The 23,436-nt window shown below is 61.3% G+C and carries 21 protein-coding genes; 14 read left to right on the top strand and 7 right to left on the bottom strand.

The window, feature by feature from the left end:
• Positions 1 to 65 precede the first annotated feature (65 nt).
• From ACIP1G_RS21705 to ACIP1G_RS21690, 4 genes are all read left to right on the top strand, one after another.
• The gene (locus ACIP1G_RS21705; protein WP_400740655.1) at positions 66 to 932 is read left to right on the top strand and encodes a LysR substrate-binding domain-containing protein; all 867 of its coding nucleotides are present in this window, start codon (positions 66 to 68) and stop codon (positions 930 to 932) included.
• Positions 933 to 1,056: 124 nt separating this feature from the next.
• The gene (locus tag ACIP1G_RS21700) at positions 1,057 to 1,500 is read left to right on the top strand and encodes a carboxypeptidase regulatory-like domain-containing protein (protein ID WP_400740654.1); all 444 of its coding nucleotides are present in this window, start codon (positions 1,057 to 1,059) and stop codon (positions 1,498 to 1,500) included.
• Between the two features lie 57 nt (positions 1,501 to 1,557).
• A complete protein-coding gene (locus ACIP1G_RS21695; RefSeq protein WP_400740652.1) occupies positions 1,558 to 2,304 on the top strand; it encodes a phytanoyl-CoA dioxygenase family protein in 747 nt (248 codons plus the stop codon).
• 171 nt (positions 2,305 to 2,475) lie between these two features.
• Entirely contained in the window at positions 2,476 to 2,997 is a 522-nt protein-coding gene (locus tag ACIP1G_RS21690) for an acyloxyacyl hydrolase (RefSeq protein WP_400740650.1), read from the top strand.
• Positions 2,998 to 3,084: 87 nt separating this feature from the next.
• Here the strand turns inward: ACIP1G_RS21690 and ACIP1G_RS21685 are convergent, their stop codons facing one another.
• Both ACIP1G_RS21685 and ACIP1G_RS21680 read right to left on the bottom strand, forming a co-directional pair.
• Positions 3,085 to 5,217, bottom strand: a complete 2,133-nt coding sequence (locus ACIP1G_RS21685; protein WP_400740648.1) for a TonB-dependent siderophore receptor — start codon at positions 5,215 to 5,217, stop codon at positions 3,085 to 3,087.
• A 245-nt stretch (positions 5,218 to 5,462) separates the two neighbouring features.
• Positions 5,463 to 6,353: a universal stress protein gene (locus ACIP1G_RS21680; RefSeq protein WP_400740646.1), complete on the bottom strand. Its 891-nt coding sequence runs from the start codon at positions 6,351 to 6,353 to the stop codon at positions 5,463 to 5,465.
• Positions 6,354 to 6,500: 147 nt separating this feature from the next.
• On the opposite strand from ACIP1G_RS21680, the gene hisN reads away from it, so the two are divergent.
• From hisN to ACIP1G_RS21665, 3 genes are all read left to right on the top strand, one after another.
• Positions 6,501 to 7,292: a histidinol-phosphatase gene (gene hisN / locus ACIP1G_RS21675; protein WP_400740644.1), complete on the top strand. Its 792-nt coding sequence runs from the start codon at positions 6,501 to 6,503 to the stop codon at positions 7,290 to 7,292.
• Between the two features lie 224 nt (positions 7,293 to 7,516).
• Positions 7,517 to 8,248 carry a hypothetical protein gene (locus ACIP1G_RS21670; protein ID WP_400740689.1) on the top strand — a complete coding sequence of 244 codons (732 nt, stop codon included), beginning with the start codon at positions 7,517 to 7,519 and terminating at the stop codon, positions 8,246 to 8,248.
• 193 nt (positions 8,249 to 8,441) lie between these two features.
• Positions 8,442 to 9,197, top strand: a complete 756-nt coding sequence (locus ACIP1G_RS21665) for an RHS repeat-associated core domain-containing protein (protein WP_400740642.1) — start codon at positions 8,442 to 8,444, stop codon at positions 9,195 to 9,197.
• A 16-nt stretch (positions 9,198 to 9,213) separates the two neighbouring features.
• On the opposite strand, the gene ACIP1G_RS21660 is transcribed toward ACIP1G_RS21665, so the two are convergent.
• Together ACIP1G_RS21660 and ACIP1G_RS21655 are read right to left on the bottom strand one after the other, a co-directional pair.
• Complete coding sequence (locus ACIP1G_RS21660) at positions 9,214 to 10,098, bottom strand: alpha/beta hydrolase (protein ID WP_400740641.1); 885 nt, start codon at positions 10,096 to 10,098, stop codon at positions 9,214 to 9,216.
• A 216-nt stretch (positions 10,099 to 10,314) separates the two neighbouring features.
• Positions 10,315 to 11,295, bottom strand: coding sequence for a LysR family transcriptional regulator (locus ACIP1G_RS21655; RefSeq protein ID WP_400740639.1), 981 nt, complete (start codon positions 11,293 to 11,295; stop codon positions 10,315 to 10,317).
• A gap of 360 nt (positions 11,296 to 11,655) precedes the next feature.
• Between ACIP1G_RS21655 and ACIP1G_RS21650 the strand changes: the two genes are divergently transcribed.
• The 4 genes from ACIP1G_RS21650 (at position 11,656) to ACIP1G_RS21635 (ending at position 16,058) form a co-directional block, all read left to right on the top strand.
• Positions 11,656 to 12,816 carry a glycine betaine/L-proline ABC transporter ATP-binding protein gene (locus tag ACIP1G_RS21650; protein WP_400740637.1) on the top strand — a complete coding sequence of 387 codons (1,161 nt, stop codon included), beginning with the start codon at positions 11,656 to 11,658 and terminating at the stop codon, positions 12,814 to 12,816.
• A gap of 22 nt (positions 12,817 to 12,838) precedes the next feature.
• Positions 12,839 to 13,792 (top strand): glycine betaine/L-proline ABC transporter permease ProW, encoded by a 954-nt coding sequence (gene proW / locus ACIP1G_RS21645; protein WP_400740635.1) that lies wholly within the window; start codon positions 12,839 to 12,841, stop codon positions 13,790 to 13,792.
• A 69-nt stretch (positions 13,793 to 13,861) separates the two neighbouring features.
• The gene (gene proX / locus ACIP1G_RS21640; protein ID WP_400740634.1) at positions 13,862 to 14,890 is read left to right on the top strand and encodes a glycine betaine/L-proline ABC transporter substrate-binding protein ProX; all 1,029 of its coding nucleotides are present in this window, start codon (positions 13,862 to 13,864) and stop codon (positions 14,888 to 14,890) included.
• A gap of 112 nt (positions 14,891 to 15,002) precedes the next feature.
• Positions 15,003 to 16,058: a GlxA family transcriptional regulator gene (locus tag ACIP1G_RS21635; protein WP_400740632.1), complete on the top strand. Its 1,056-nt coding sequence runs from the start codon at positions 15,003 to 15,005 to the stop codon at positions 16,056 to 16,058.
• A 294-nt stretch (positions 16,059 to 16,352) separates the two neighbouring features.
• Here ACIP1G_RS21635 and ACIP1G_RS21630 read toward each other — a convergent pair whose 3' ends face one another.
• The 3 genes from ACIP1G_RS21630 to csiR all read right to left on the bottom strand — a co-directional run bounded on the left by ACIP1G_RS21630 (position 16,353) and on the right by csiR (position 19,299).
• Positions 16,353 to 17,747 (bottom strand): sensor histidine kinase, encoded by a 1,395-nt coding sequence (locus tag ACIP1G_RS21630; protein ID WP_400740630.1) that lies wholly within the window; start codon positions 17,745 to 17,747, stop codon positions 16,353 to 16,355.
• Positions 17,725 to 18,405: a response regulator transcription factor gene (locus ACIP1G_RS21625; protein WP_012272507.1), complete on the bottom strand. Its 681-nt coding sequence runs from the start codon at positions 18,403 to 18,405 to the stop codon at positions 17,725 to 17,727. The genes ACIP1G_RS21630 and ACIP1G_RS21625 overlap by 23 nt, the downstream gene beginning before the upstream one ends.
• Before the next feature lie 198 nt (positions 18,406 to 18,603).
• Positions 18,604 to 19,299 (bottom strand): DNA-binding transcriptional regulator CsiR, encoded by a 696-nt coding sequence (gene csiR, locus ACIP1G_RS21620; RefSeq protein WP_400740628.1) that lies wholly within the window; start codon positions 19,297 to 19,299, stop codon positions 18,604 to 18,606.
• A 197-nt stretch (positions 19,300 to 19,496) separates the two neighbouring features.
• On the opposite strand from csiR, the gene glaH reads away from it, so the two are divergent.
• From glaH to gabP, 3 genes are all read left to right on the top strand, one after another.
• Positions 19,497 to 20,474: a glutarate dioxygenase GlaH gene (gene glaH / locus ACIP1G_RS21615; RefSeq protein WP_400740626.1), complete on the top strand. Its 978-nt coding sequence runs from the start codon at positions 19,497 to 19,499 to the stop codon at positions 20,472 to 20,474.
• A 114-nt stretch (positions 20,475 to 20,588) separates the two neighbouring features.
• A complete protein-coding gene (gene lhgO / locus ACIP1G_RS21610) occupies positions 20,589 to 21,839 on the top strand; it encodes an L-2-hydroxyglutarate oxidase (RefSeq protein ID WP_400740625.1) in 1,251 nt (416 codons plus the stop codon).
• Between the two features lie 150 nt (positions 21,840 to 21,989).
• The gene (gabP, locus tag ACIP1G_RS21605; protein WP_400740623.1) at positions 21,990 to 23,381 is read left to right on the top strand and encodes a GABA permease; all 1,392 of its coding nucleotides are present in this window, start codon (positions 21,990 to 21,992) and stop codon (positions 23,379 to 23,381) included.
• Positions 23,382 to 23,436: the final 55 nt, after the last annotated feature.

The following is a 23,436-nucleotide window of genomic DNA, read 5'->3' as shown; positions in this document are numbered from 1 at the left end:
GTGGGCTATGGCTTTAATGAAAACTGAATAATAATGAGCGAAACATTCACGTTTGGAGAAAGGCTGTGGACCTGGTGCAACTGGAGATCTTCAAGGCCGTGGCAGAGCAGGGCAGCATCAGTGCCGCCGCGCAGCACATCCATCGGGTGCCGTCGAACCTGACCACGCGCATCAAGCAACTGGAAGAAGACTTGGGCGTGGAGCTGTTCATTCGTGAAAAAAGCCGCCTGCGCCTGTCGCCTGCGGGCTGGAACTTTCTTGAATACACCCGGCGTATCCTCGACCTGGTGCACGAGGCACGCTTGACCGTGGCCGGTGAAGACCCGCAGGGCACCTTCGCCCTCGGTTCGCTGGAAAGCACCGCAGCTGTGCGCATCCCGGCCTTGCTGGCTGCGTACAACCAGCGCTACCCCAAGGTTGACCTGGACCTGTCCACCGGTCCTTCGGGGACCATGCTTGAAGGGGTGCTGTCTGGCCGCCTGGTAGCGGCGTTCGTCGATGGGCCGGTGCTGCACCCGACGCTGGAAGGCATGCCGGTGTTCGAGGAGGAGATGATGGTGATTGCCCCGCTCAACCATGCGCCGGTGACCCGTGCCCAGGATGTGAACGGCGAAAGCATCTACGCCTTCCGCGCCAACTGTTCGTATCGCCACCATTTCGAGAACTGGTTCGTGAAGGACCAGGCGGTACCGGGCAAGATTCACGAAATGGAGTCGTACCACGGCATGCTGGCCTGCGTCAGCGCCGGTGCTGGCCTGGCCATGATGCCGCGCAGCATGCTCGATAACATGCCGGGGTGCAGCACCGTCAGTGCCTGGCCGATGTCGGAGGACTTCCGCTACCTGAAAACCTGGCTGGTATGGCGGCGGGGCACGGTATCGCGCAGTTTGAGCATGTTTGTGAAACTGCTTGAAGATGCACGTACAAGTTGATGTTTCAGATAAAGAAAATGCTCCATAAAGCGAATTTCATCCAATGACCATGCATCAGCACGAACACCGTTGCAGCAGGAGGATCAGATAATAGGTAAGCCATCCTCGAAAGGAGGGTCGTACCATGCGTAACCATCACTATGCTCTCGGCGCGGCACTGTTGATCACCTTGGCCATGCCATGGACCCTGGCGGCCGCAGCCGACCTCAATGCCCCCATCAACATGCAGGCTGTGCAGCTGCAACCGCAGGAACAGAACGGCGTGCGCTATGTGCAAGGCGGTATCGGCCAGGATGAAGCCAATGCCCTGCGCAAGACCCCGGGCTACGACCTGCACGTCGAGCTCTCGACTGGCCCTGGCGGCGAATTCGAGAGCGGCGCAAACGTCGACATCTATAATGCCCAGGGCAAACCGGTACTCAGCGTCCCGGATGCCGGGCCGCTGCTGTATGTGCAATTGCCACCGGGCCAGTACAAAGTCACGGGTAACGCCCAAGGTGAAACGCGGCAGCAAATGGTGACCGTGAACGGCAAGACACCTGCCACCGTGAACCTGAACTGGCGTTGATGATGAAAAGGCAGGCGGGGGTACAGATGTGCTCTCGCCTGAATGGAGCGCATCGCCATGAGCCTGGACCTTCAGCTGGAGATGTTGGACGAGCGGGGCTATGTGTTGCTCCCCGGTGTGCTCGAACCCCTGCGTATCGCCTTGTTGCGCTGCGCCATCGATGACCTGCAGCCCATCCACTGGGACTACCAAGGGCTGCTGGAACACTACAAATGCGTGTTCAACCGCAACCCGTTGTGGTTGCCTTTTCTCGACCTGCCACCCCTGATTGCGCTGGCTGAAGCGGCACTGGGCGCCGACTGCCATGTGATCGGGCAAACCGCCTGGCGCAGCCACCCCGGTTACCCCGGCGTGGCCCTGCATCTTGACCACCTGCCCATGCAGTTGCCCGGCTGGCTTAGCGAGCGGGGCGACTTTACCCAGCCCATGCAGATCCTGACGGCACAGTTGTACCTCAGCGATATCGACCATCACATCGGGCCGACCTGGATCGTGCCTGGTAGCCACCGCGCCGCGCGCCCACCCCAAGCCGGTGAAGACCAGTGGCAAGGCCGCGAAGCCCACCCGGTGTTGTGCAAGGCGGGTGACGCACTGGTGTTTCGCAGCGATGTCTGGCACAGCGGCGGGGCCAACTGCACACAGTCACGCGAGCGCGACATGCTGCAAGTGCACTATGGCCGGCGCATGGTTGCGCAAAAGTTTTCACCGTATTTGAACTGGCAATTCAACCCACACGTACTGGCAGAGGCCACGGCCCGGCAGAGGCGCTTGCTTGGCGAGCACGAAGAAGCGGAATACGACTGAGGGTGCTGCACGGAATTTAGCCAATAGTGGCAATTAACTTTCAACTTTCTGTTTAACTGGACAATAATCAAAAGATTATTACTTCGTATGACCGGGTGGGATGCACCGGTCAGCGCATAAAACGAGGGGCCCAAGCCCCCGCTGCCGTGTAGACCATCAGGAGAGTCGTTGATGAAAACCCGTCTAGCAGCTTCGCTGGCCGCTGCAGTGCTGGCCTTTGCCGGGGCGAATCTGGCCCAGGCCATGCAAGTGTCCGGCGCCGTTGGCGCTACTGGCCAAGGCGACATGACCTACCGTATTGGCATGTCGTTCGAATGGGACAAGAAATGGCTGGAAAGCAGCACAGGCCATGTGACTGGTTACTGGGATGCGGCCTACACCTACTGGGAAGGCGGTGATGCCAGTGGCGCGCATTCGCTGTCGTTCAGCCCTGTGTTCACGTATGAGTTCAGCGGTTTTACCTACACGCCATACATCGAGGCCGGCATTGGCCTGGCGGCGTTTTCCAAGACCGACGTGGGCGACCATCGCCTGGGCTCGGCGGTCAACTTCGAAGACCGCATCGGCTTTGGCCTGAAGTTGCCAGGGGCACAGAAGGTGGGGATCCGAGCGATGCATTACTCCAATGCCGGGCTCAAGCAGCCTAACGACGGGATCGAGTCGTACTCGCTGTTCTACAGCAAAGGCTTCTGAGATTTTGGGGCCGCTCCTACAGGGAATCGCATACCCCTGTAGGAGCGGCCTTGTGTCGCGAAAGGGCTGCACAGCAGCCCCGGCAATTCAGAAGGTATAGGAAATCCCGGCCTGTACGGTCCGCGGAGCGCCCGGGTAGACGTAGCTGTTGAACGCGCCCTCGTCATAACCCTTGTTGAACACGTTCTTCACATCCAGGTTCAACCGCACGTGCTCGTTGACCTTGTAGAAGCTCAACAGGTCGACCACGCTGTAGCGCTCCATGGTGTAGGTAGTCGCCTGGGTCTGCCCGGCGCGGTCATCCACATACTTCACGCCAACCCCCAAGCCCAGCCCCTTGGCCAGGCCATCCTGGAACTCGTAGGTGTTCAGCAAGCTGAAGGTGTTGCGCGGGATGTTGGCCAGGCGCGTGCCGGTGGGAATGTTGTTGTCCTCGGTCACTTCGGCATCGACATAGGCATAGCCACCTATCACCCGCCACTCTGGGGTCAGGTTGCCCGCGATATTGATGTCCAGGCCCCGGCTACGTACCTCGCCAGCCGCTACCTTGAAGGTGCCTGTAGGGTCGTTCGGGTCGTTGGTCAGCACGTTTTCCTTGACGATGTGGTAGATGGCCGCGTCGATGCTCAACTGACGATCCAGCGCCTCCCATTTCACACCCAGCTCGTAGGACTTGCCTTTCTCCGGGTCAAAGCCACCGCCGCCGCTGGCAGGCGTGCCGGTGTTGGGCTTGAAGGAACGCGCGGTGTTGGCATAGACCGCCACGGTGTCGGTGAGGTCGTAGATCAGGCCAAAGCGCGGGGTGACGCCGTTTTCGCCCTTGCTGAAGTCGCGGTTGGTAGGACGCTTGTCGTCATAGTCGTGCTCGAATCGTTCGAAGCGCACGCCGGCCAATGCCTTCAGGCGCTCGGTCAGTGCTACCTGGTCCTGGATGAAGTACGCCCAGGTCTGCAAGTTTTCCTTATCCCAAGTGGTGGGGGCTGCAGCCAACGTCGGCCTTGGCTGGCCCAGCACCGGATTGTAGATGTCGATCGGGTAGGACGCCGTGGAGCGTCGGATAATCGAGTTGTAATCGTAATTCTCGTACTCGACACCCGTCAGCAAGGTGTGGCTGAACGTACCAGTATCGAAATGCCCGGTCAGGTTCAATTGCCAGTCGCGGTCGGTCCACTCCAACTTGCGGTAGTTGAAGTTGCGCTGCAGCGTGCGGCCGTCTGCTGGTGCACCATTGGCTTCGACCGCATTCCCCTTGAGGCTACCATCCAGGAACTGGAACCCACCCCCCAACGTCCAGTTGTCGTTGAGCAGGTGCTCGAAGCGCACCTGGGCCATGTTGTTGTCGTTGTGCAGCAGGTTGTCGCTGCCTTTTTCCCAGATGTAAGTGTCACGCGAGGCGCTGCCGGTCTGGGTGGGGTAGCGGGTCAGGCCGCGGTCCAGTGGGTGGTTGTTACGCATGAAGTCGCCTTCGAAGACGATCTTCGTGCTGTCGTTGACCTGCCAGCTGACCACCGGCGCCACGTCATAGCGCTCGCTTTCCACGTCATCACGGAAGCTGTCGCCGCCTTCACCAAGCACGTTCAGGCGGTAGGCCAGCGAGCCGTCCTGGTTCAGCGGCCCGGTGGCGTCGAGGGTGGCGCGGTGCATGCCCTGGTCATCGAACTGGCTGCCCAGGGTGACCTTGGATTCCGGCAGCGGCTGCTTGCTGACCACGTTGAAGGTGCCTCCAGGGTCGCCACGGCCGTACAGGCTGCTGGCCGGGCCACGAATCACCTCCAGGCGTTCGACGGTGTTGGCGTCCGGGGCGTTGGGGTAGCCACGGTTGATCGGGAAACCGTTGCGGTAGAACTCGCCGGTGGTAAAGCCACGCACGGTAAAGGTGGTCAGGCCCTGGCCGCCAAAGTTGTTGGCGCGGCCGACGCCGCCGGCGTAGTCCAGGCCGTCCTGCAAGCGTGTAGCGCCGGTGTCTTCCAGTACATCCTTGGGTACCTCGCTGACCGATTGCGGCGTTTCGTGCAGTGCGGTGTCGGTGCGGGTGGCACTGGCCGAGCGGGTGGCCTTGTAGCCAACTACCTGGCCATCGGCGCGTTCGCTGTCGGCGCTGCTGGTGATGTTCAGGGCCTGGAGCTCTATCTGAGCGGGGTCGCTGAGCGGTTCAGGCTCGGCAAAGGCCAGCGGGGAGACGGCATGAAGCACACAAAGCGAAACGAACGTGCGACGCATCGACGGTACGATCCTGGAGTAGGGCGCTGAAGGAAGGGTGGGGACGCGCCGCGAAACTACTACGAATCATTATCAAATGCATTCTTTTTAAGTGGTACTGGTGTACCAGATACCAAGCAGGTTTATCGGCGCTGGATTCTTCGCGGGTAAACCCGCTCCTACAGGATCATCACAGGTCCAAGCTTTGTGGAGTACCTGTAGGAGCGGGTTTACCCGCGAAGAGGCCAGTCCAGGCTACCCAGCCTTCAGCGAACCGCCTTGATCGCCAGCACATTGCACAGCGGATGCTCCAGCACATGCGCCGTGGTCCCGCCCAGGAACGTCTGCATGGCGTCATGCCGGTGGCTACCCATCACGATCACATCGGCCCGGCTATGGCCAACGAACTGGGCAATCGCCCTGATCGCCGCCCCTTCCATGAAGTGCCTGCGCTCCAGCGGAATCTGGTGATGGTCGCCCAGCCGGTTGAACGCCGCCCGCTGCGCAGTCCGCACGCTGCCATCAAAGCCCGGCATGGTCACCGTTCCGGCACCAAAGTCGGCAATGTGGGTCTTGGCCGCGTCGCACACATGCAGCAGGTGCAATTCGGCATTGCACTGCAGGGCCAGGGCATGGGCGCAGTGGATCACTTGCTCATCCAGGTGCTCGCCAGCGCCATGGCTGTTCAGGTCTACGGCAGCGGCGATCTGCCGGGGCAAGGGCAGGCGGATGTCGCTGACCAGGTGCACGGCGACTGGGCTGTCCTTGAGCAGTTGCCAGTCCAGTGGCGTCACCAGCAGGCGCTTGAGCACAGGTTCGTGCTGCACATCCTTGACCAGCAAGTCGCAGCCCAGCCGTTCGACCCGTTCCAGCACGCTGCGCAGCGGGTCACGGGTCAGCAGAAGTTCGGTGGACACGTCCAGGCCGGCATTGCCCAGCTGTTCGGCTTCGTCCGCCAGCCATTGGCGGTTGTCGCTGAGCAGCCGCTCACGTTCGCGGCCATCGCTCATCAAGCCAAAGGTATCGACATCGTCGACGAACACGTTGATATCCAGCAGGGCACCGCAGGACTCTGCCAGCGCCGCAGCGCGTTGCAACGCCGGCGTATGGCGCATCTGCGGGCCGAGCATGACGAACAGACGCTTGAACTGGCTCATCTCACACCTCCACGTGTGGCAGCCCCCCGGTGATCTGGTCTTGTTTAGTCTAGACCGCACTGGGCTGCATGAGCACCTGACAGAGGCTGGCGCGGCGCGGCGGGTCGGGTATCATGCGGGCCCCACCATTTTCACGAGGCCCGTCCCATGTCCCTGAGTGCTGAACAGATCGGCGAATTCCGCGCCTTCGCCGAGCAGTTGGCCGATGCTGCCGCTGTGGCGATCAAGCCATATTTCCGTGCCAGCCTGGATGTCGAGGACAAGGGCGGGCGCCTGTACGACCCGGTGACCGTGGCCGACAAGGCGGCCGAGGACGCCATGCGCGAGCTGATCCAGGCCCATTACCCCGCGCATGGCATTCTCGGCGAAGAAGCCGGCGTAGCCGTTGGCAGCAGCCCGCTGACCTGGGTGCTCGACCCGATTGACGGCACCCGCGCCTTCATCACCGGCCTGCCGCTGTGGGGCACGCTGATTGCCCTGAACGACGGCACGCGCCCGGTAGTCGGGGTGATGAACCAGCCGTTCACCGGCGAGCGCTTTGTCGGCACCCCGGCAGGTGCCTGGCGCAGCGGTACGCCACTGAAGGCCCGTGCCTGTACTGACCTGGCTTCGGCCACGCTGATGTGCACCACGCCGGACATGTTCGATACTGCCGAGCGCAAGGCCGCGTTCGAAGCCGTTGCCGGCAAGGCGCGCTTGATGCGTTACGGTGGCGATTGCTATGCCTACTGCATGTTGGCTTCGGGCTTTGTCGACGTAATCGTCGAGGCGAGCTTGCAGCCCTATGACGTGCAGGCGCTGATGCCGATCATCGAAGGGGCGGGTGGCGTGATCACCGCCTGGGATGGCAGCAGTGCGCAGGATGGTGGGTGCGTGGTGGCCTGTGGTGACCCGGCGCTGCATGCGCAGATGGTGGAGATGTTGCGTCACGCCATGTGATCTTGTGTTGCCTGTGCCGGCCTCTTCGCGGGTAAACCCGCTCCTACAGGATCACCACAAATTCTGAAACCTGTGCAATCCCTGTAGGAGCGGGTTCACCCGCGAAGAGGCCGGCATAGGCATCCAGAATCTCCAACCACCGCACTTTTTCCCATTTACGGGCTCTATGTTTGGCCAGGCCGCTCTGATCCCCAGTGCAGCCACCGAATATCGACCCGGTGCCGATGGTTGCAAGCTACCCAAATTTCTTCCCCCGCCTGCTGCTGGCAGGCGCCCTCACATGCCTGTGCGCCTGCACCCAGGAGCAAGGCCGCGACATGGTCAACCAGTTCAATAACGGCAAACCCAGCGAGTTGTTCCAGACCAGCGTCGACCGCCTGGCCACCCTGTCCATGCGCGACAACCTGCAAAGCCTGTACCTGCTGATGAACAAGCTGTACCTGCGTAACCCCAACCAGTGGAAGATGTCCGGCTATGTGGATGCCGCCACTGCCGAGCGGCAGATCCGCATCGCCATCGAACAGCGCCAGCCGTTGGCGCAACTGGGTAACCGCCGCGACCTGGCGGCGTTGAGCTACGCCTTGAGCCCGGAGTTTCGCGGCGACCGGGTCGGAGCGTTCATCTACGCCATCGGCAGCATGCTGATTACCGCGCACAGCGGGCGTACCGAGTTCTACATGACCGATACCCTCGACCCGCTGTTCATCAACAACGCCGCACGCAATATCGAAAAGGCTACCTGGATGCTAAGCCAGCGGCAGGATGCCAATGGGGTGCTGCTGCTGTTCTCCAATGAGATTTCGGAGGAGGGCAGCAACCTGAGTTTTGCCGTAGAGTTCGGCAAGATCGTGGCGCGGCTGGATTTGTTGGCGGAGTTGCTGGATGAGCGGTATCGGCGGATTGGGCTCAACTATGCCCAGAGTCTGCTGCTGATGAATTTCCTCCCAGTACAGTGACATTGACCGTTGCGCCGCCCCGCCCCTATAGAACCCTTCGCCTCAGCGAGAATTGTAAAGCCCGTATGCTGCGCCGATAGCGCTAATTTCAAGGCATGTAAACTAATAAATTTGCCAGTTGTAAAAGGGAAGATATTTTGGGAGTGTTAAATTTATCGCTGTCGTGCGAATGAATGATATGTGGAGGTGTGACTTGAATATTTATACGGTATATGGGTTTTCGGAGGGCAGAGGTGGTGGGTTTCTAAAATTTAAGGGCGAGTATTTGGATGTCGCTTCCGAATCGTATTTTTTGGGCAACGGATACAGAATGTATAGTCCAATTTTGATGCGATTTCATAGCGCAGATAGCCTCAGTCCTTTCGGCGAAGGCGGTTATAATGCTTATGCATTTGTCTCAGGTGACCCTGTTAATTACGGAGACCCGTCAGGGCACATACGCGTTCAACCGAAAATCTACGACTACAGCGGGAAGGGTAAAACCATCAATGGAGTAGACGTATTTAGAGGGCCGGATCCAGAAAGGCCCGGAAAGAAGATAACCACTATCTTTGCGCATGGATCACCATCTGGTATCTCAATGGAAATTGATGGCAAACCGACTCTTGTGCCTGGTAAAAGATTTATTCCAATGCTGGAAAAAGAAGGTATAAAGTTGAAAGGTCGGACAACGCATATGGCGTTTTGCTACTCATCAACCGCACTTGAGCAATTCCCGGGTACGTCGCTGGCACAACTGATGGCCAATCATACTGGAAAACCATCTATTGGTTATAAGGGAGTCATGCCATTTAACCATTCTCCGCCGCGTCTGATGTCATCAAAAGCGTCAGGAGTCCAGATGGGGTACTTTGTGCAGAGAGTAGGCGAAAAACAGCGTGAGGTTTTAAATCCTCCTCCAGCTACAGGGGTGCGAGCAGTTATCAACCGTATTCGCCGTTTGTTTTAGAAAAACTTCTCGCGGGTCATAGTAGCTGCAGGATAGCCCGCCGATAACGCTGCCCGGCCAAGCTCATGCTGTTGTTGTGGCTCGCCCCCGGCACCAGCAGCAATGTCTTGGGTTCCTGTGCGGCCTCGAACAACTGTTGGCTGAAACGCGGCGGCACGAAGCGGTCATCCAGCCCGTGCACCAGCAGCACGGGCAAGCCAACATCCTTGATCTTGTCCAGCGAGTCGAACTTCTGCGACATCAACCAGCGCACCGGCAGGGACGTGTTGGCCACCGCTGCCGCAACATCGCCCAGAGAAGTGAAGGTCGATTCCAGTATCAACCCACGTGCCGGTGCTGCAGCACCGCTCTTCTGTGCTTCAGCCGCCAACTCACTGGCCAGTTCCACCGCCACGGCACCGCCCAGCGAATGGCCAAAGATGAGGCGCTTGCCGGCATCCGGCTGCAATTGGGCGAAGCGCTCCCAGGCGATGCGTGCATCTTCATACACCGTGGCCTCTGAGGGCAGGTCACCACGGCTCTGGCCAAAGCCGCGGTAATCCACGGCCAGCACCGAATAGCCCATGGCATGCAGTTGCTCGATGCGGAACAACTGGCCGGCCAGGTTCCAGCGCACGCCATGCAGGTAGAGGATGGCCGGGGCATTGGCGCGCTTGGCCGGCCACCTCCAGGCGTGCAGGCTCTGGTTGGCGCTAAAACTGCGCGGGCGCAGGTCGAGCTCCTGCACGTCGCCGGGCAGGCCACGGAACCAGCTGGCCTGGCCGGGCTCGATGCGGAACACCAACTCGCGCTCCTTGTGCTGGAGGACGGCGCAGCCGGTGGGCAGGCCGATGACCAGCAGGGTGGCGCACAGCCAGGCGAGCCAGCGGCGGCGCAGGTGGGTGAGGAGGAGGGTAGGCATGGGGGCTTTTTTAGCAGATGCAGGCGGTTTGATGTGGGAAAGTGGCCGAATGGCTGGGTGGTTTGATAACAAGTTGTTTCTGGGGGTTATGGTTTTTCTGTGCGGGCCTCTTCGCGGGTGAACCCGCTCCCACAGGTACATCACAGGTTCTGATAGCTGTGCAGGACCTGTGGGAGCGGGTTTACCCGCGAAGAGGCCCGCACAGGCAACCGCAAATCACCGGCCGCCCAACGACTCAAGCAACGGCCTGAACTCATCCAGCAACCAATCCCGCAACCGCCGGCAACTGGACTCATGCTCCTTGTCTTCATTGAAGGCCAGGAAGTGGAAGGTGTCCTTGAGCACCAGTTCTTCTTCCACCGGCCTTACCAGCAGCCCCTGCGCAACCAGCGGCGCCACCAGGTGGTGCCAGCCCAGCGCCACGCCCTGGTTGCCCAGGGCCAGTTGCACCAGCAGGTTGTAGTCGTTGGCATTGAAAAAATGCGGCGCCGTGTTGGCGCGGCTTTTCAGGTCGATGTCATGGAAGGCCAGCCACACGTTCCAGTCCACATGCTCGGCCACCTGTGATCGGCCATAGGGGCTCAGGTTCAGCAGGGTGCCATCACGCAAGCCTTGCAGGGTGCGTACTTCCGGGTGCTGGGCCAGGTACTGCGGCGTGCACACCGGGTAGATCACGTCATGGTTGAGCGGGTGGCAGCTGTAACCTGCCTGGATCTTGCCCAGCTTGGTGATGTAGATGTCCGGGCGCACCCCCGGCTCCATCGACAGGAAGTTCTGCGTGGTGACCAGGTTGATGTCGATGTCCGGGTTCTCGTCGAAGAACCGGGGCATGCGCGGGCCCATCCACAAGGCCGCGAACGCCGGTGAACAGCACAGGGTGACCACGTGCTTGGTGTTGGTGTTGCTGCGGATGCGCTCGGCGGCCTGGGAAATGTTGACGAACGACAACTGCACCGCATCGAAGAAGATCGAGCCAGCCACGGTCAGCTCTACCGCACGCCCCACGCGGGTGAACAACTCGGCGCCCAGGTAGGTCTCCAGCTCACGGATCTGCCGGCTGACGGCGGCCTGGGTCACGCACAACGCCTCGGCGGCACGGGTGAAGTTCTGGTACTTGGCGGCGGCGACGAAGACTTTCACCGCGCGCAGCGAGGGCATCTTGATCAACGTCTGATCGGGTTCGGAGTGTCTGACCATGGGGCGGGGCGAGGTCCTTCGTCTAGCCAATCGACCCACTCTAGCTTGTTCCACGCCTGCTGGTAAGTGCGCAGGGGCTCTGGGGCCGGGCTTCGGCGCCGATTGATAACTTCAGGTAATGGTTTGCGCCATGCAAATGTCGTTGGACCCGCTCTGGATCAGGGCCTAACGTTAATCACACGGCGCGACATTCGAGACATCGATGTCGAACAACTTTTTGAAGCAGGACATTCTGCGTGCCGGTTTCGACTCACGTTCGATTTTGAACGGACTGCCAAGCGTACTCGCACTGATCTCTACCCGCCTTATTGAAAGTGCGATGTTGAAAGATTGGTTAATAAGCATAATAAAGAGGGTCGTATGAGCCATGCCGATGAGATTCTTTCGGTAAAAAACATCTTCAAAGTGTTCGGTCCCAACCCGAACATGGCCATGGAGATGCTCCGCAAGGGTGCCGACAAGAACGAAATCTTCAGCAAGACCGGCCACGTCGTCGGCGTGTTCGATGCAAGCTTTTCCGTCAAGCGTGGCGAGATCTTCGTCATCATGGGCCTGTCCGGCTCGGGCAAGTCGACCATGGTGCGGCTGTTCAACCGCCTGATCGAGCCCACCTCCGGCAGCATTCACCTCAACGGCAAGGAAATCACCGGGCTCTCCGACAAAGACCTGCTGGACGTGCGCCGCAAGGAAATGGGCATGGTGTTCCAGTCCTTTGCACTGATGCCGCACATGAGCGTGCTGGAAAACACCGCCTTCGGCCTGGAAATTGCCGGCGTGCCGGAAAGTGAGCGCCACAGCCGCGCCCGTGAAGCCTTGAGCCAGGTTGGCCTGGCCGGCCACGAGCACAGCTACCCGCACCAGTTGTCTGGCGGCATGCAGCAGCGTGTGGGCCTGGCCCGGGCGCTGGCCAACGACCCGGCGATCCTGCTGATGGACGAAGCGTTCTCGGCCCTCGACCCGCTAATCCGCAGCGAAATGCAGGGCGAGTTGATTCGCCTGCAGGCCGAGCAGCAGCGCACCATCATCTTCATTTCCCACGACATCGAGGAAGCCATCCGCATCGGCCATCGCATCGCCATCATGGAAGGCGGCCGCGTGGTGCAGATCGGCACCCCGCAAGAGCTGATCAACGAACCGGCCAACGACTACGTGCGCACCTTCTTCAAGAGCTTCGACAGCTCGCGGGTGCTCAAGGCCGGTGATGTGGCCAAGTTCGACCCGGCGGTGGTGTGCAAGGTCAACGGCAAGGCACCGAGCTTCCAGGCGGGTGTACCGTTTGGCTATCTGGTCGATGACCGCGGGCAGCTGCTGGGCGTGGTTGACACCGACGCCAACGGCGCCAGCGCCAGTGACCGCTACAGCCTGCACGAGCAGCGCCCGGTGTACACCGATACGCCGCTGCACGAGGTGCTGGGCATTGCCGCCGACCTGCCGTACCCGGTACCGGTGCTCGACCGCCAGGGGGCCTTCAAGGGCACGCTGTCGAAGAACGAGCTGCTGCAGACCCTGAGCCGCAATTAAAACAACAAAGAGGTAAGCCCTCATGTCCGAATTCAGCCTTCTCGATCCGTTCCAGGCGGCCACCATCCCGTTGGGTGACTGGGTTACCGCCACCCTGAACTTCCTGGTGCACAACTTCCGCGAGGTGTTCCGCGCCATCCGCTGGCCGATCGACCAGGTGCTCAATGGCATCGAGTTCACGCTGCAGAGCATCCCCCCGACCATCGGCATCATCCTCTCGTCGTTGCTGGGCTGGCAGCTGGCGGGCAAGCGCATGGCGGTACTGTGCTTCATCACCCTGACCTTGCTCGGCTTGATCGGTGTGTGGTCGGAGTCGATGACCACCCTGGCGCTGGTACTGACCTCGGTGTTCTTCTGCGCGGTCATCGGTATTCCGCTGGGCATCGTCTGCGCCCGCAGCAACCGCCTGGAAAGCATTATCCGGCCGCTGCTCGACGCCATGCAGACCCTGCCGGCATTCGTTTACCTGGTACCGGTGGTGATGCTGTTCGGCATCGGCAACGTGCCCGGGGTACTGGTGACCATCGTCTTTGCCCTGCCGCCGCTGGTGCGCCTGACCAACCTGGGCATCCGCCAGGTGCCGGAAGACAAGATCGAAGCCGCCCGCGCCTTTGGCTGCACCCCACGGCAGATGCTGACCCGCGTGCAACTGCCGCTGGCCACCTCGACCATCATGGCTGGCCTTAACCAGACCCTGATGCTGTCGCTGTCGATGGTGGTGATCGCCTCGATGATTTCGGTTGGCGGCCTGGGCCAGATGGTACTGCGCGGCATCGGCCGCCTGGACATGGGCCTGGCCACGGTCGGTGGCGTGGGGCTGGTGCTGCTGGCGATCTTCCTTGACCGCCTGACTCAGGCCATGGGCGCCCGCACCAGCGCCGACCCGAGCCTGCGCTGGTACCACACCGGCCCGGTAGGCGTGGTGATGCGCCTGTGTGGCGCGGCACAACCGCAAGGGCGGCGCAAGACCGCCTGAGCACTGCAAGACTTTTGAGACGTTCGATCTGCCGCACTCAAGATAAAAACCAGAAGAAGGTAAGCGACGATGTACGAATCCAAGTTCTCCCGCAGCATCCTCAAATGCGCCACGGCGCTGACTCTGGTGGCCGCCGCGCTGGGCGCACACGCCTCGGCGGAAAAGCCCGGTGACGGCGTGAAGGTAACGCCGATCTTCCCCTCCATCGCTGAAGAGCGCTTCCGTGGCGAAGTGGCCATGGAAGGCCTGCGCGAGCTGGGCTACAAGGTACAGGAGCCGAAGGAGACCGAGTACGGGGTGATGATGGTGGCGCTGGCCAACGGCGACGCCGACTTCACCGTGCACCTGTGGGAGAAGCTGCACAACCAGTTCTACCAGCAGGCCGGTGGTGACGATGTAATGGTCAAGACCGGCAACATCCTGCCGGGCGTGGCCCAGGGCTACCTGATCGACAAGAAAACCGCCGATCAATACAACATCAAGTACATCACCGACCTGAAGAAGCCCGAAATCGCCAAGCTGTTCGACACCGACGGCGACGGCAAGGCCGACATGACCGGTTGCAACCCGGGCTGGGGCTGCGAGCTGGTAATCGCCCACCATATGAAGGCCTACGACCTGGACAAGAGCATTACCGTCAACCAGGGCTCGTATTTCGCGCTGATGGCCGACACCATCACCCGCTACAAGGAAGGCAAGCCGATCTTCTACTTCACCTGGGTACCGCAGTGGATCGCCAGTGTGCTGGTTGAAGGCAAGGACGTGGTCTGGCTGGAAGTGCCGAAGACCGACCTGCCAGACGGCAAGAACGACGTCGATACCATGTACCACGGCAAGAACCTGGGCTTTGCCATCGATAAGGTGGTGGCCGTGCTGAACAAGGATTTTGCCGAAAAGAACCCGGCGGCGCTTAAGTTCCTGTCGCTGGTACAGATCAGCACCGACGACGAGAGCAACCAGAACCTGAAGATGCAGCAGGGCGAGAAGAAGCCTGCCGACATCACCCGCCATGCCAAGGAATGGGTAGCGGCGCACCGCCAGCAGTTTGACCAGTGGCTGCAGGCCTCGCGTGATGCTGCGGCCCAGGCCGGCAAGTAACCTGATCCATCAGTGTTGGCTTCTTCGCGGGTAAACCCGCTCCTACAGGCCGTTGTAGGAGCGGGTTTACCCGCGAAGAAGCCAACGCGATTTCCGCTGTTGAGTTAAAGCCATGAGCCATTTCGAAAGCATCCTCAAGAACACCAACCTGGCCCACCTGGACCCCGCCATCCGCACATCCCTTTCAATGCCGTGCCAGCGCGTGGCTTTCGTTCTGCGTGAGCACTTCTCGATGATGGCCTTCACCGCCGCCATGGACAGCCTGGTCACCGCCAACCTGATGAGCGCCACGCCGTTGTTCCAGATTTACGTAGTGGGCGAGGGCGAGCAGGTGATGAGCGACCTGGGTATCGCCTTGCCGGTAAACACCCAACTTGCCGACCTCGACGTACAGGGCCTGGACTGCCTATTGGTGTGCGGTGGCTTCCGCGTTCGCCTGGAAACCGCCCCCCAGCTGCGTGCCAAGCTGCGCCAGGCCGATCAGCACGGCTGCCAGTTGGGCGGCTTGTGGAACGGTGCCTACTTCCTCGCCGAAGCCGGTTTGCTCAACGACCACGACTGCGCCTTCCACCCCGATGGCCGGGCGATGATGAACGAGTTGTTCCCCAAGGTGCGTATCAGCCGCCAGGCCCATGTGCTGGACCGCCGCCGCATGAGCTGTGCAGGTGCCAGCAGCGCGCTGGACATGATGCTGGCCTTGCTTGAACACTGCGGTGGCGCGCCGCTGCGCCGCGCCGTGGAGCAGATGCTGGCCTGTGACCGCGCGCGGGTGATGAGTGACGCACCGGCCAGCGCGCCGGAAATCGACCCCAGCCTGCCCAAAGGCGTGCGCCTGGCGCTGGAGCTGATGCACGCCAATATCGAGGACCCGATCGGCATCGACGAAATTGCCGAGCATGCCGGCTTGTCCCGCCGGCACCTGGAGCGCCTGTTCCGCCGCCATGTGCAGGCCACGCCACCGCGTTATTACCTGGAACTGCGCTTGACCCATGCACGGCAGTTGCTGCAGCACACCAGCAAGTCATTGACCGAAGTGGCCGTGGCCAGCGGGTTTGTCAGCTTCCCGCATTTCTACCGGCGTTTCCGTGAGCTGTTTGCCATTGCGCCAAGGCAATACCGGGCCCGTAGCCAGGGCTGGGCGGGGCGGCAGGAAGTGGCGGTGCATTGAGTGCTTGTCACAAGATTTTCAGCGCCTGTGAGATCGAGCGCCGCCCGCGCGGCGCTTCGCGGGGCAAGCCCGCTCCCACTGTCTATTTCGGGCCAGTCACTTCTGTGAAGTCACCGCTGTCCGCCTTGTTTGTCCCATTTGATATCGAAGGGGACGCAGTTGCTCTTCATCGATCTCCAGCCATGCACCAAGGCTGCCACCCACCTGGCACAGGAATAACTGGCCCGAAACAGATGTGGGAGCGGCCTTGTGCCGCGAAGCGCCGCGCGGGCGGCGCTCGATCTTCGCATCAACCTAAACTCCAAGACATGCGGCCAGCGGGCAGTGCATCACCAACTTAGCCCCCCCAAACTCGCTTTCGCCAATCTCCAACCCGAACCCGTGCAAGTCGACGATTGCCGCAACGATCGACAAGCCCAGCCCGAACCCGGCATGCCGGTGGCCTTCGTCGCTGCGGTAGAAGCGTTTCAGCACTGCAGTGCGTTCCGCTTCCGGAATACCCGGCCCACTGTCCTCGATGGCCACATGTACGCCGTTGTCGTCCTGGGTTGCGGTGATCCGCACCTGCCCACCTTCAGGCGTGAACTTGATAGCGTTGCCCACCAGGTTGGCCAGTGCCTCGAACAGCAGTTCGCGGTCACCGTGCAGCGCGGGTAGCTGGGCAGGCTGGCGCAGCGCCAGGCGAATAGCGCCATCTTCAGCCAGCGGCAGGTAGAAGTCGTGCAACTCCACCAGCAGTTCGTGCGGGTCAAGCTGGACGAAGCCCGCTCGGCGCTGGCGGTCTTCCAGTTCGCTGATACGCAGCAACCCGCGAAAACGCGCCATCAGGGTGTCGGTTTCACCAATGGCCTGGTCCAGCGCCTCGGCTTGCGCAGAGTCCACGTCACTCTGCTGGCGTATCCGGTACAGCTGGGCGCGCAAGCGGGTCAGCGGGGTGCGCAGGTCATGGGCAATGTTGTCGCACACGCCTTTGACCTCATGCATCAGCCGCTCGATGCGGTCGAGCATGGCATTGACGATGGCCGCCAGCATGTCCAGCTCGTCGCGCCGGGCCGACAGTGGCAGGCGGTGCGTCAGGTCGCCAGCGACGATCAGCTCGGCCTGGGCCTGGATCGCGCGGATTCGCTTGAGCGGCCGGCGCCGTAGCAGGTACCAACCGGCAAAGCCCGGGATCAGGGTCAACGAGATGCCCCAGAGCAGGGCATCGAGAATGATACGGGTAACCACGAACAGTGAGCCATTATCGCGGAACAGCACCAACCAGCGGCCATCCTGGACCTTGATGGCGACCGCGTCGCAGCTGTCGCGAGGCATGCGCGGGTCGTCGGCATCCAGGCAACGCTTCAGCTCATGGATTTTGCCGTCCAGGCGCAGCTCTGGGGGCAGGGTACGAACACTGCCGCCAATCGGGTTGAGCTGGGGGTCGAACAGGCCGTAGGCGTCAAAGCTGCGTTCTTCGAAGGCCTGGCTGGCGATCAGGGCGTCGTCCAGCTGTTTTCCACTCATGTGCGCGAACAGGTGCTGGCGCTGCAGCATGGAATGGCGGGTGAGTTTGTTCAGGTAGCTGGATACCTCGAAATACAGCACCCCCATGAGGATGCTGCTCCAGGCCACGAACAGAAAGCTGTACAGCGCCAGCAGACGGCTGGTCGAAGAGCTCCAGCCCTTAGACGGGTTCAGCAATGGCATAGCCGGAGCCCCGTACGGTACGGATCAGCGGCGACTGGCCGGGTGAGTCGATTTTCTTGCGCAGGCGGCCGATGTGCACGTCGATCAGGTTGGTGCCGGGGTCGAAATGGTAGCCCCAGACTTCCTCGAAAATCATCATCCGCGTGATCACCTGGCCGCTGTGGCGCATCAGGTACTCCAGCAGCTTGTACTCGGTCGGCAGCAAATTCAGCGTATTGTCACCGCGCCGCGCCTCGTGGCTGATCAGGTCCAGTTGCAGGTCGGCGACCTGCAGGCGGGTCTGGGTCATGGGCACGCTGTTGCGGCGCAGCAATACCTCGACCCGTGCGGCCATTTCGTCAGAGGCAAAGGGCTTGGTCAGGTAGTCGTCACCGCCGGCACGCAGGCCACGCACTCGCTCGTCGACGTCGGAGAGGGCGCTGATCATCAGGATCGGCGTGGCGATCTTGAGGCTGCGCAGGGTGGTGACGATGGTCAGGCCATCGACCTCGGGCAGCATGCGGTCGAGGGTGATCAGGTCGTAACCGCCGGCTATGGCCTTGGCCAGGCCTTCTCGGCCATTGTCGGCCCAATCCACCTCCAGGCCGTGGCTGGTAAGTTCGGCGACGATTTCCTGGCCGGTGACGGCGTCGTCTTCGATGGTCAGTACGCGAGGCATGCTGGATCCTGGGCATCTAATAGAGACTTGATTGTGCCAAAGAATAGCCAACCGGCGATTTAAGAAAAATTCATCTAGGGTGTTTGCCTGGTCTGGCCTCTTCGCGGGTAAACCCGCTCCTACAGGGATATCACCGCCCTTGAGGCCGGCGCTGTCCTGTAGGCGCGGGTTTACCCGCGAAGCAGGCGCCGCGGTGTTTCAGCGTGCGCCTATCCCTTCAGCATGCATGATCTGCGCAATGATCGGCACCGGGGTCATCAGGTGCGAGCGCATCATCGCACTGGCACGCTTGGCGTCGCGGGCCAGGATCACCTCGACCAGCGCCGCATGCTCCTGGCGCTTCAGTTCCAGCGCCTGTTCGGAAAACACCGTCTGCGTCAGCCACAGGTGGCGGTAGCGCTCAGCCTGGTCGAACAGGTAGGTGCGCGCCTGCAGCAGGTGCTTGGAGCCACAGCCCGAAGCAATGGCGGTATGGAATGCCTTGTGGCGCTCGTCCCACACATCCAGGCGCTGCTCGCGGGTTTTCACTTCCACCACCTTGGCCAGGGTATGCGAGTGAGCCAGCACCGACGCCTCCCAGGCGTCATCGCCGCGCTCAATGGCCAGGGCGATGATCATCGCCTCCAGGTTGGCGCGGGCATCGTAGATGTCGTTCATCTCGTCCAGCGACATGGGCGCCACGCGGTAGCCTTTCTGGCTGATGGCGTTGACCAGGTGCTCGGCCACCAGTTGCGACAGCGCTTCGCGCAGCGGGCCCACGCCCAGGTCGTAGCGTTCCTTCAGGGTGCTCATCAACAGCTTTTCACCGGGCTTGAACACGCCGCGGATGATGTCCTTCTTGAGCCTCTCATACCCGCTGAATGCTGAGTTTTGTCGGGGGGCGAGCGCTTCCAAGATCCTGTTCCTCAAAACGTTTTGCCGATCATACCGAAACCCTCTGCTGACGAAAAACAATGGACAATCACGACAAGTATCGTCGAAACATAAAAATGTAGACATTTTGCGTGAGTGGCGATATTTTTACTTCGCCCGCACTGATCCAGGTCACACCACCGGACGGCGCCACCCACCTTTTAAGCCAGGACACTGCCATGAACGCCTTTACGCAGATCGACGAACTTGTGATGCCGCTGCCGCTCGAACCGCGTGGTTACACCATCGCCCCCTCGAAACAATCGCCGCGCCTGCTGCAACTGACCTTTGCCCAGGAAACCGTCGAAGCGTTCGTCAAAGCCGTGGCCGAGTGGCCGGTGCAGGCGCTGGAGTACAAGTCGTTCCTGCGTTTCCGTGTCGGCGAAATCCTTGACGAGCTGTGCCAGGGCACCTTGCGCCCGGTGCTGCTCAACACCATCCTCGACCGTGCCAGCGGCGGCATGCTGATCACCCCGCTGGGCCTGGATGACGTGAGCCAGGCCGAGGACATGGTCAAGTTCACCACCGCCTGTGCGCACCTGATCGGCCGCTCCAACTACGACGCCATGAGCGGCCAGTTCTATGCGCGTTTCGTGGTGGTCAACAGCGACAACTCCGACAGCTACCTGCGCCAGCCGCACCGGGTCATGGAGCTGCACAACGACGGCACCTTCGTGAACCAGATCACCGACTACGTGCTGATGCTGAAGATCGACGAAAAGAACATGGAAGGCGGCAACTCCCTGCTGCTGCACCTGGACGACTGGGAGCAGTGCGAGGAATTCTTCCGCCACCCGATGGCACGCCGGGAAATGCGCTGGACCGCACCGCCGAGCAAGAAAGTTGCCGAAGATGTGTTCCACTCGGTATTCGATACCGATGCCGAAGGCCGCCCGACCATGCGCTACATTGACCAGTTCGTGCAGCCGGAAAACTACGAGGAAGGCATCTGGCTGAACGCCTTGTCCGATTCGCTGGAAGGCAGCGAGAAGAAGGTTTCGGTGCCGGTGGGGGTGGGCAGCTTCCTGCTAATCAACAACCTGTTCTGGCTGCATGGTCGCGACCGTTTCACCCCGCACGATGGCCTGCGCCGTGAACTGATGCGCCAGCGTGGTTACGTCGCCTTCCCTAAACCGCTGTACCAGCGCGGGCAATAATGACAGGACGCGGGGCGGGCGCCCGCCCACGCGTCGTTGCACAAAACAATGCCACCAGGGCCCGCGCGGGCCTTGGTGAGCCAGCCAGGCAATGCCTGCGTGTGAGGTAAGGCTGTGTACGATTTCATCATTATTGGCGGCGGCATTGTGGGCATGTCCACGGCCATGCACCTGATCAAGGTCTACCCGGACGCGAAGATTCTCCTGCTGGAGAAAGAGTCCGGCCCGGCCCGCCACCAGACCGGCCACAACAGTGGCGTGATCCACGCCGGCGTCTACTACACCCCCGGCAGCCTCAAGGCGCGCTTCTGCCTGGAAGGCAACAAGGCCACCAAGGCCTTCTGCACCGAGCACGGCATTCGCTTCGATGAGTGCGGCAAGCTGCTGGTAGCCACCAACGACCTGGAAATGCAGCGCATGAAAGCGCTGTGGGAGCGCACCGAGGCCAACGGCCTGGAGCGCTACTGGCTGTCGGCAGACGAGTTGCGCGAACGCGAGCCCAACATCGTCGGCATGGGGGGCATCTTCGTGCCGTCCAGCGGCATCGTCAATTACGCGCAGGTGACCGCGGCCATGGGCGCCCAATTCCAGCGCGCTGGCGGCGAAATCCGCTATGGCGCCGAGGTGGTCGGCCTGCAGGAGCAAGCCAGCGAAGTGATCGTGCGCACGCAGCGCGACGAGTTCCGCAGCCGCTTCCTGGTGACCTGCTCGGGGTTGATGGCCGACCGTGTGGTGAGCATGCTGGGCCTGCGCACCGAGTTCGTCATCTGCCCGTTCCGCGGCGAGTACTACCTGCTGCCCAAACAGCACAACCAGATCGTCAACCACCTGATCTACCCGATCCCCGACCCGTCGATGCCGTTCCTGGGCGTGCACCTGACCCGCATGATCGACGGCACCGTCACCGTCGGCCCCAACGCGGTGCTGGCGATGAAGCGCGAGGGCTACCGCAAGACCGACGTCAGCCCCAGCGACCTGTTCCAGACCTTGACCACCCCCGGCATCCTCAAGGTGCTGGCGAAGAACTTCCGCCCGGGCATGATCGAGATGAAAAACTCGCTGTTCAAGGGTGGCTACCTCAAGCAGGTGCAAAAGTACTGCCCGAGCATCACCAAGGCCGACCTCACGCCATACCCGGCCGGCGTGCGTGCCCAGGCGGTGTCGCGCGACGGCAAGCTGATCGACGACTTCCTGTTCGTCAACACCGCGCGCAGCGTCAACGTATGCAACGCACCATCGCCCGCCGCCACCTCGGCCATTCCGATCGGCGCCTACATCGTCGACAAGGTGCGTGAGCAAGTCAGCCTGCAGGGCGGCAGCTTTCCCAAGGCAGATCTAACGGCCAGCCAGCGGGCGGCCAGCTGACACCCCGGTAACACCTTCTGCGGTTTCGATTTACTCAACCCGATCTGCCCTACTCACCATCTAGGGCAGGGCGGGCTTTTTCGCGCCCGCGTCGGTGACGTGCAGCCGGCGGCCCCAGCGTGGGCATGACAAAAACAACAAGGTAGCGCCATGCAAACCCACAAGAACAATTTGAGTCATGGATTGAAATCACGGCATGTCACCATGCTGTCCATTGCCGGCGTGATTGGCGCCGGCCTGTTTGTCGGCTCCGGCCGCGCCATCGCCGAAGCAGGGCCGGCTACCATCCTGGCCTATATCCTGGCGGGCGGCCTGGTGGTGCTGGTGATGCGCATGCTGGCTGAAATGGCCGTTGCATCGCCGGACACCGGCTCGTTTTCCACCTACGCCGACCTCGCCATCGGCAAATGGGCCGGCTACACCATCGGTTGGCTGTACTGGTGGTTCTGGGTACTGATCATCCCCATCGAGGCCAATATCGCCGCCACCATCATCAACTCCTGGGTTCCGCAGCTGGAAATCTGGGTATTGTCGTTGGTGATTACCTTGCTGCTGACCGCCACCAACCTGTTCAGTGTGAAGAACTACGGCGAGTTCGAGTTCTGGCTGGCACTGGTCAAGGTGGTGGCCATCGTCAGCTTCATCGCGCTGGGTGTTTGCGCCATTTTCGGCCTGCTGCCAGGTTCCGGCGTCAGCGGTGTCTCGCGCCTGTGGGATAGCGGTGGCTTCATGCCCAACGGCTTTGGTGCGGTACTGAGCGCCATGCTGATCACCATGTTCTCGTTCCTCGGCGCCGAGGTGGTAACCATTGCCGCGGCCGAGTCCGACGAGGCGGGCAAGCATATTTCCAAAGCCACCAACTCGGTGATCTGGCGGATCACGCTGTTCTATATCCTGTCGATTTTCATCGTCATTGCACTGGTGCCGTGGACTGACCCGCGCCTGGCCACCGAGGGTTCCTATTTCGCGGTGCTGGACACCCTGGGTGTGGCCAATGCCAAGGCCATCATCGACTTCGTGGTGCTGACTTCGGTAACCAGCTGCCTCAACTCGTCGCTGTACACCGCCTCGCGCATGGTCTATTCGCTGAGCCGCCGCGGTGACGCCCCGGCCTGTGCCCAGGTGACTAGCCGCAGTGGCACGCCAGTGGTGGCGGTGTTGCTGTCCACGGGGGCCGCATTCCTGGCCGTGATTGCCAATTACCTGGTGCCGGCCAAGGTGTTCGGCTTCCTCATGGCCAGCTCGGGCGCCATTGCCTTGCTGGTGTACCTGGTGATTGCCATTAGCCAGCTACGCCTGCGCCAGCGCCTGACCGCACAAGGCAAGACGCTGGACTACCGCATGTGGCTGTTCCCATGGCTGACCTGGGGGGTGATCCTGTTCATCAGCAGCGTGCTGGTATTGATGTTGTTCCGACCGGACCACCGCCTGGAAGTGGTATCGACCATGGTGTTGGCGGTACTGGTGGTGTGTTCCGGCCTGCTGGTCACGCGCCGTCGGTCGCGCGGGGTGGCAGTTGGCAGCGTAGGGCAGGGTGCCTGATTCGCTTGGCCTGAAGACAGACGAGCAAGTCGCAGCAGGCTGTGAGAGGATGTCC

It is taken from the genome of Pseudomonas sp. NPDC089392, assembly GCF_044749595.1.
GTDB lineage: Bacteria > Pseudomonadota > Gammaproteobacteria > Pseudomonadales > Pseudomonadaceae > Aquipseudomonas.
This window is presented reverse-complemented; position numbering and strand designations above follow the sequence as displayed.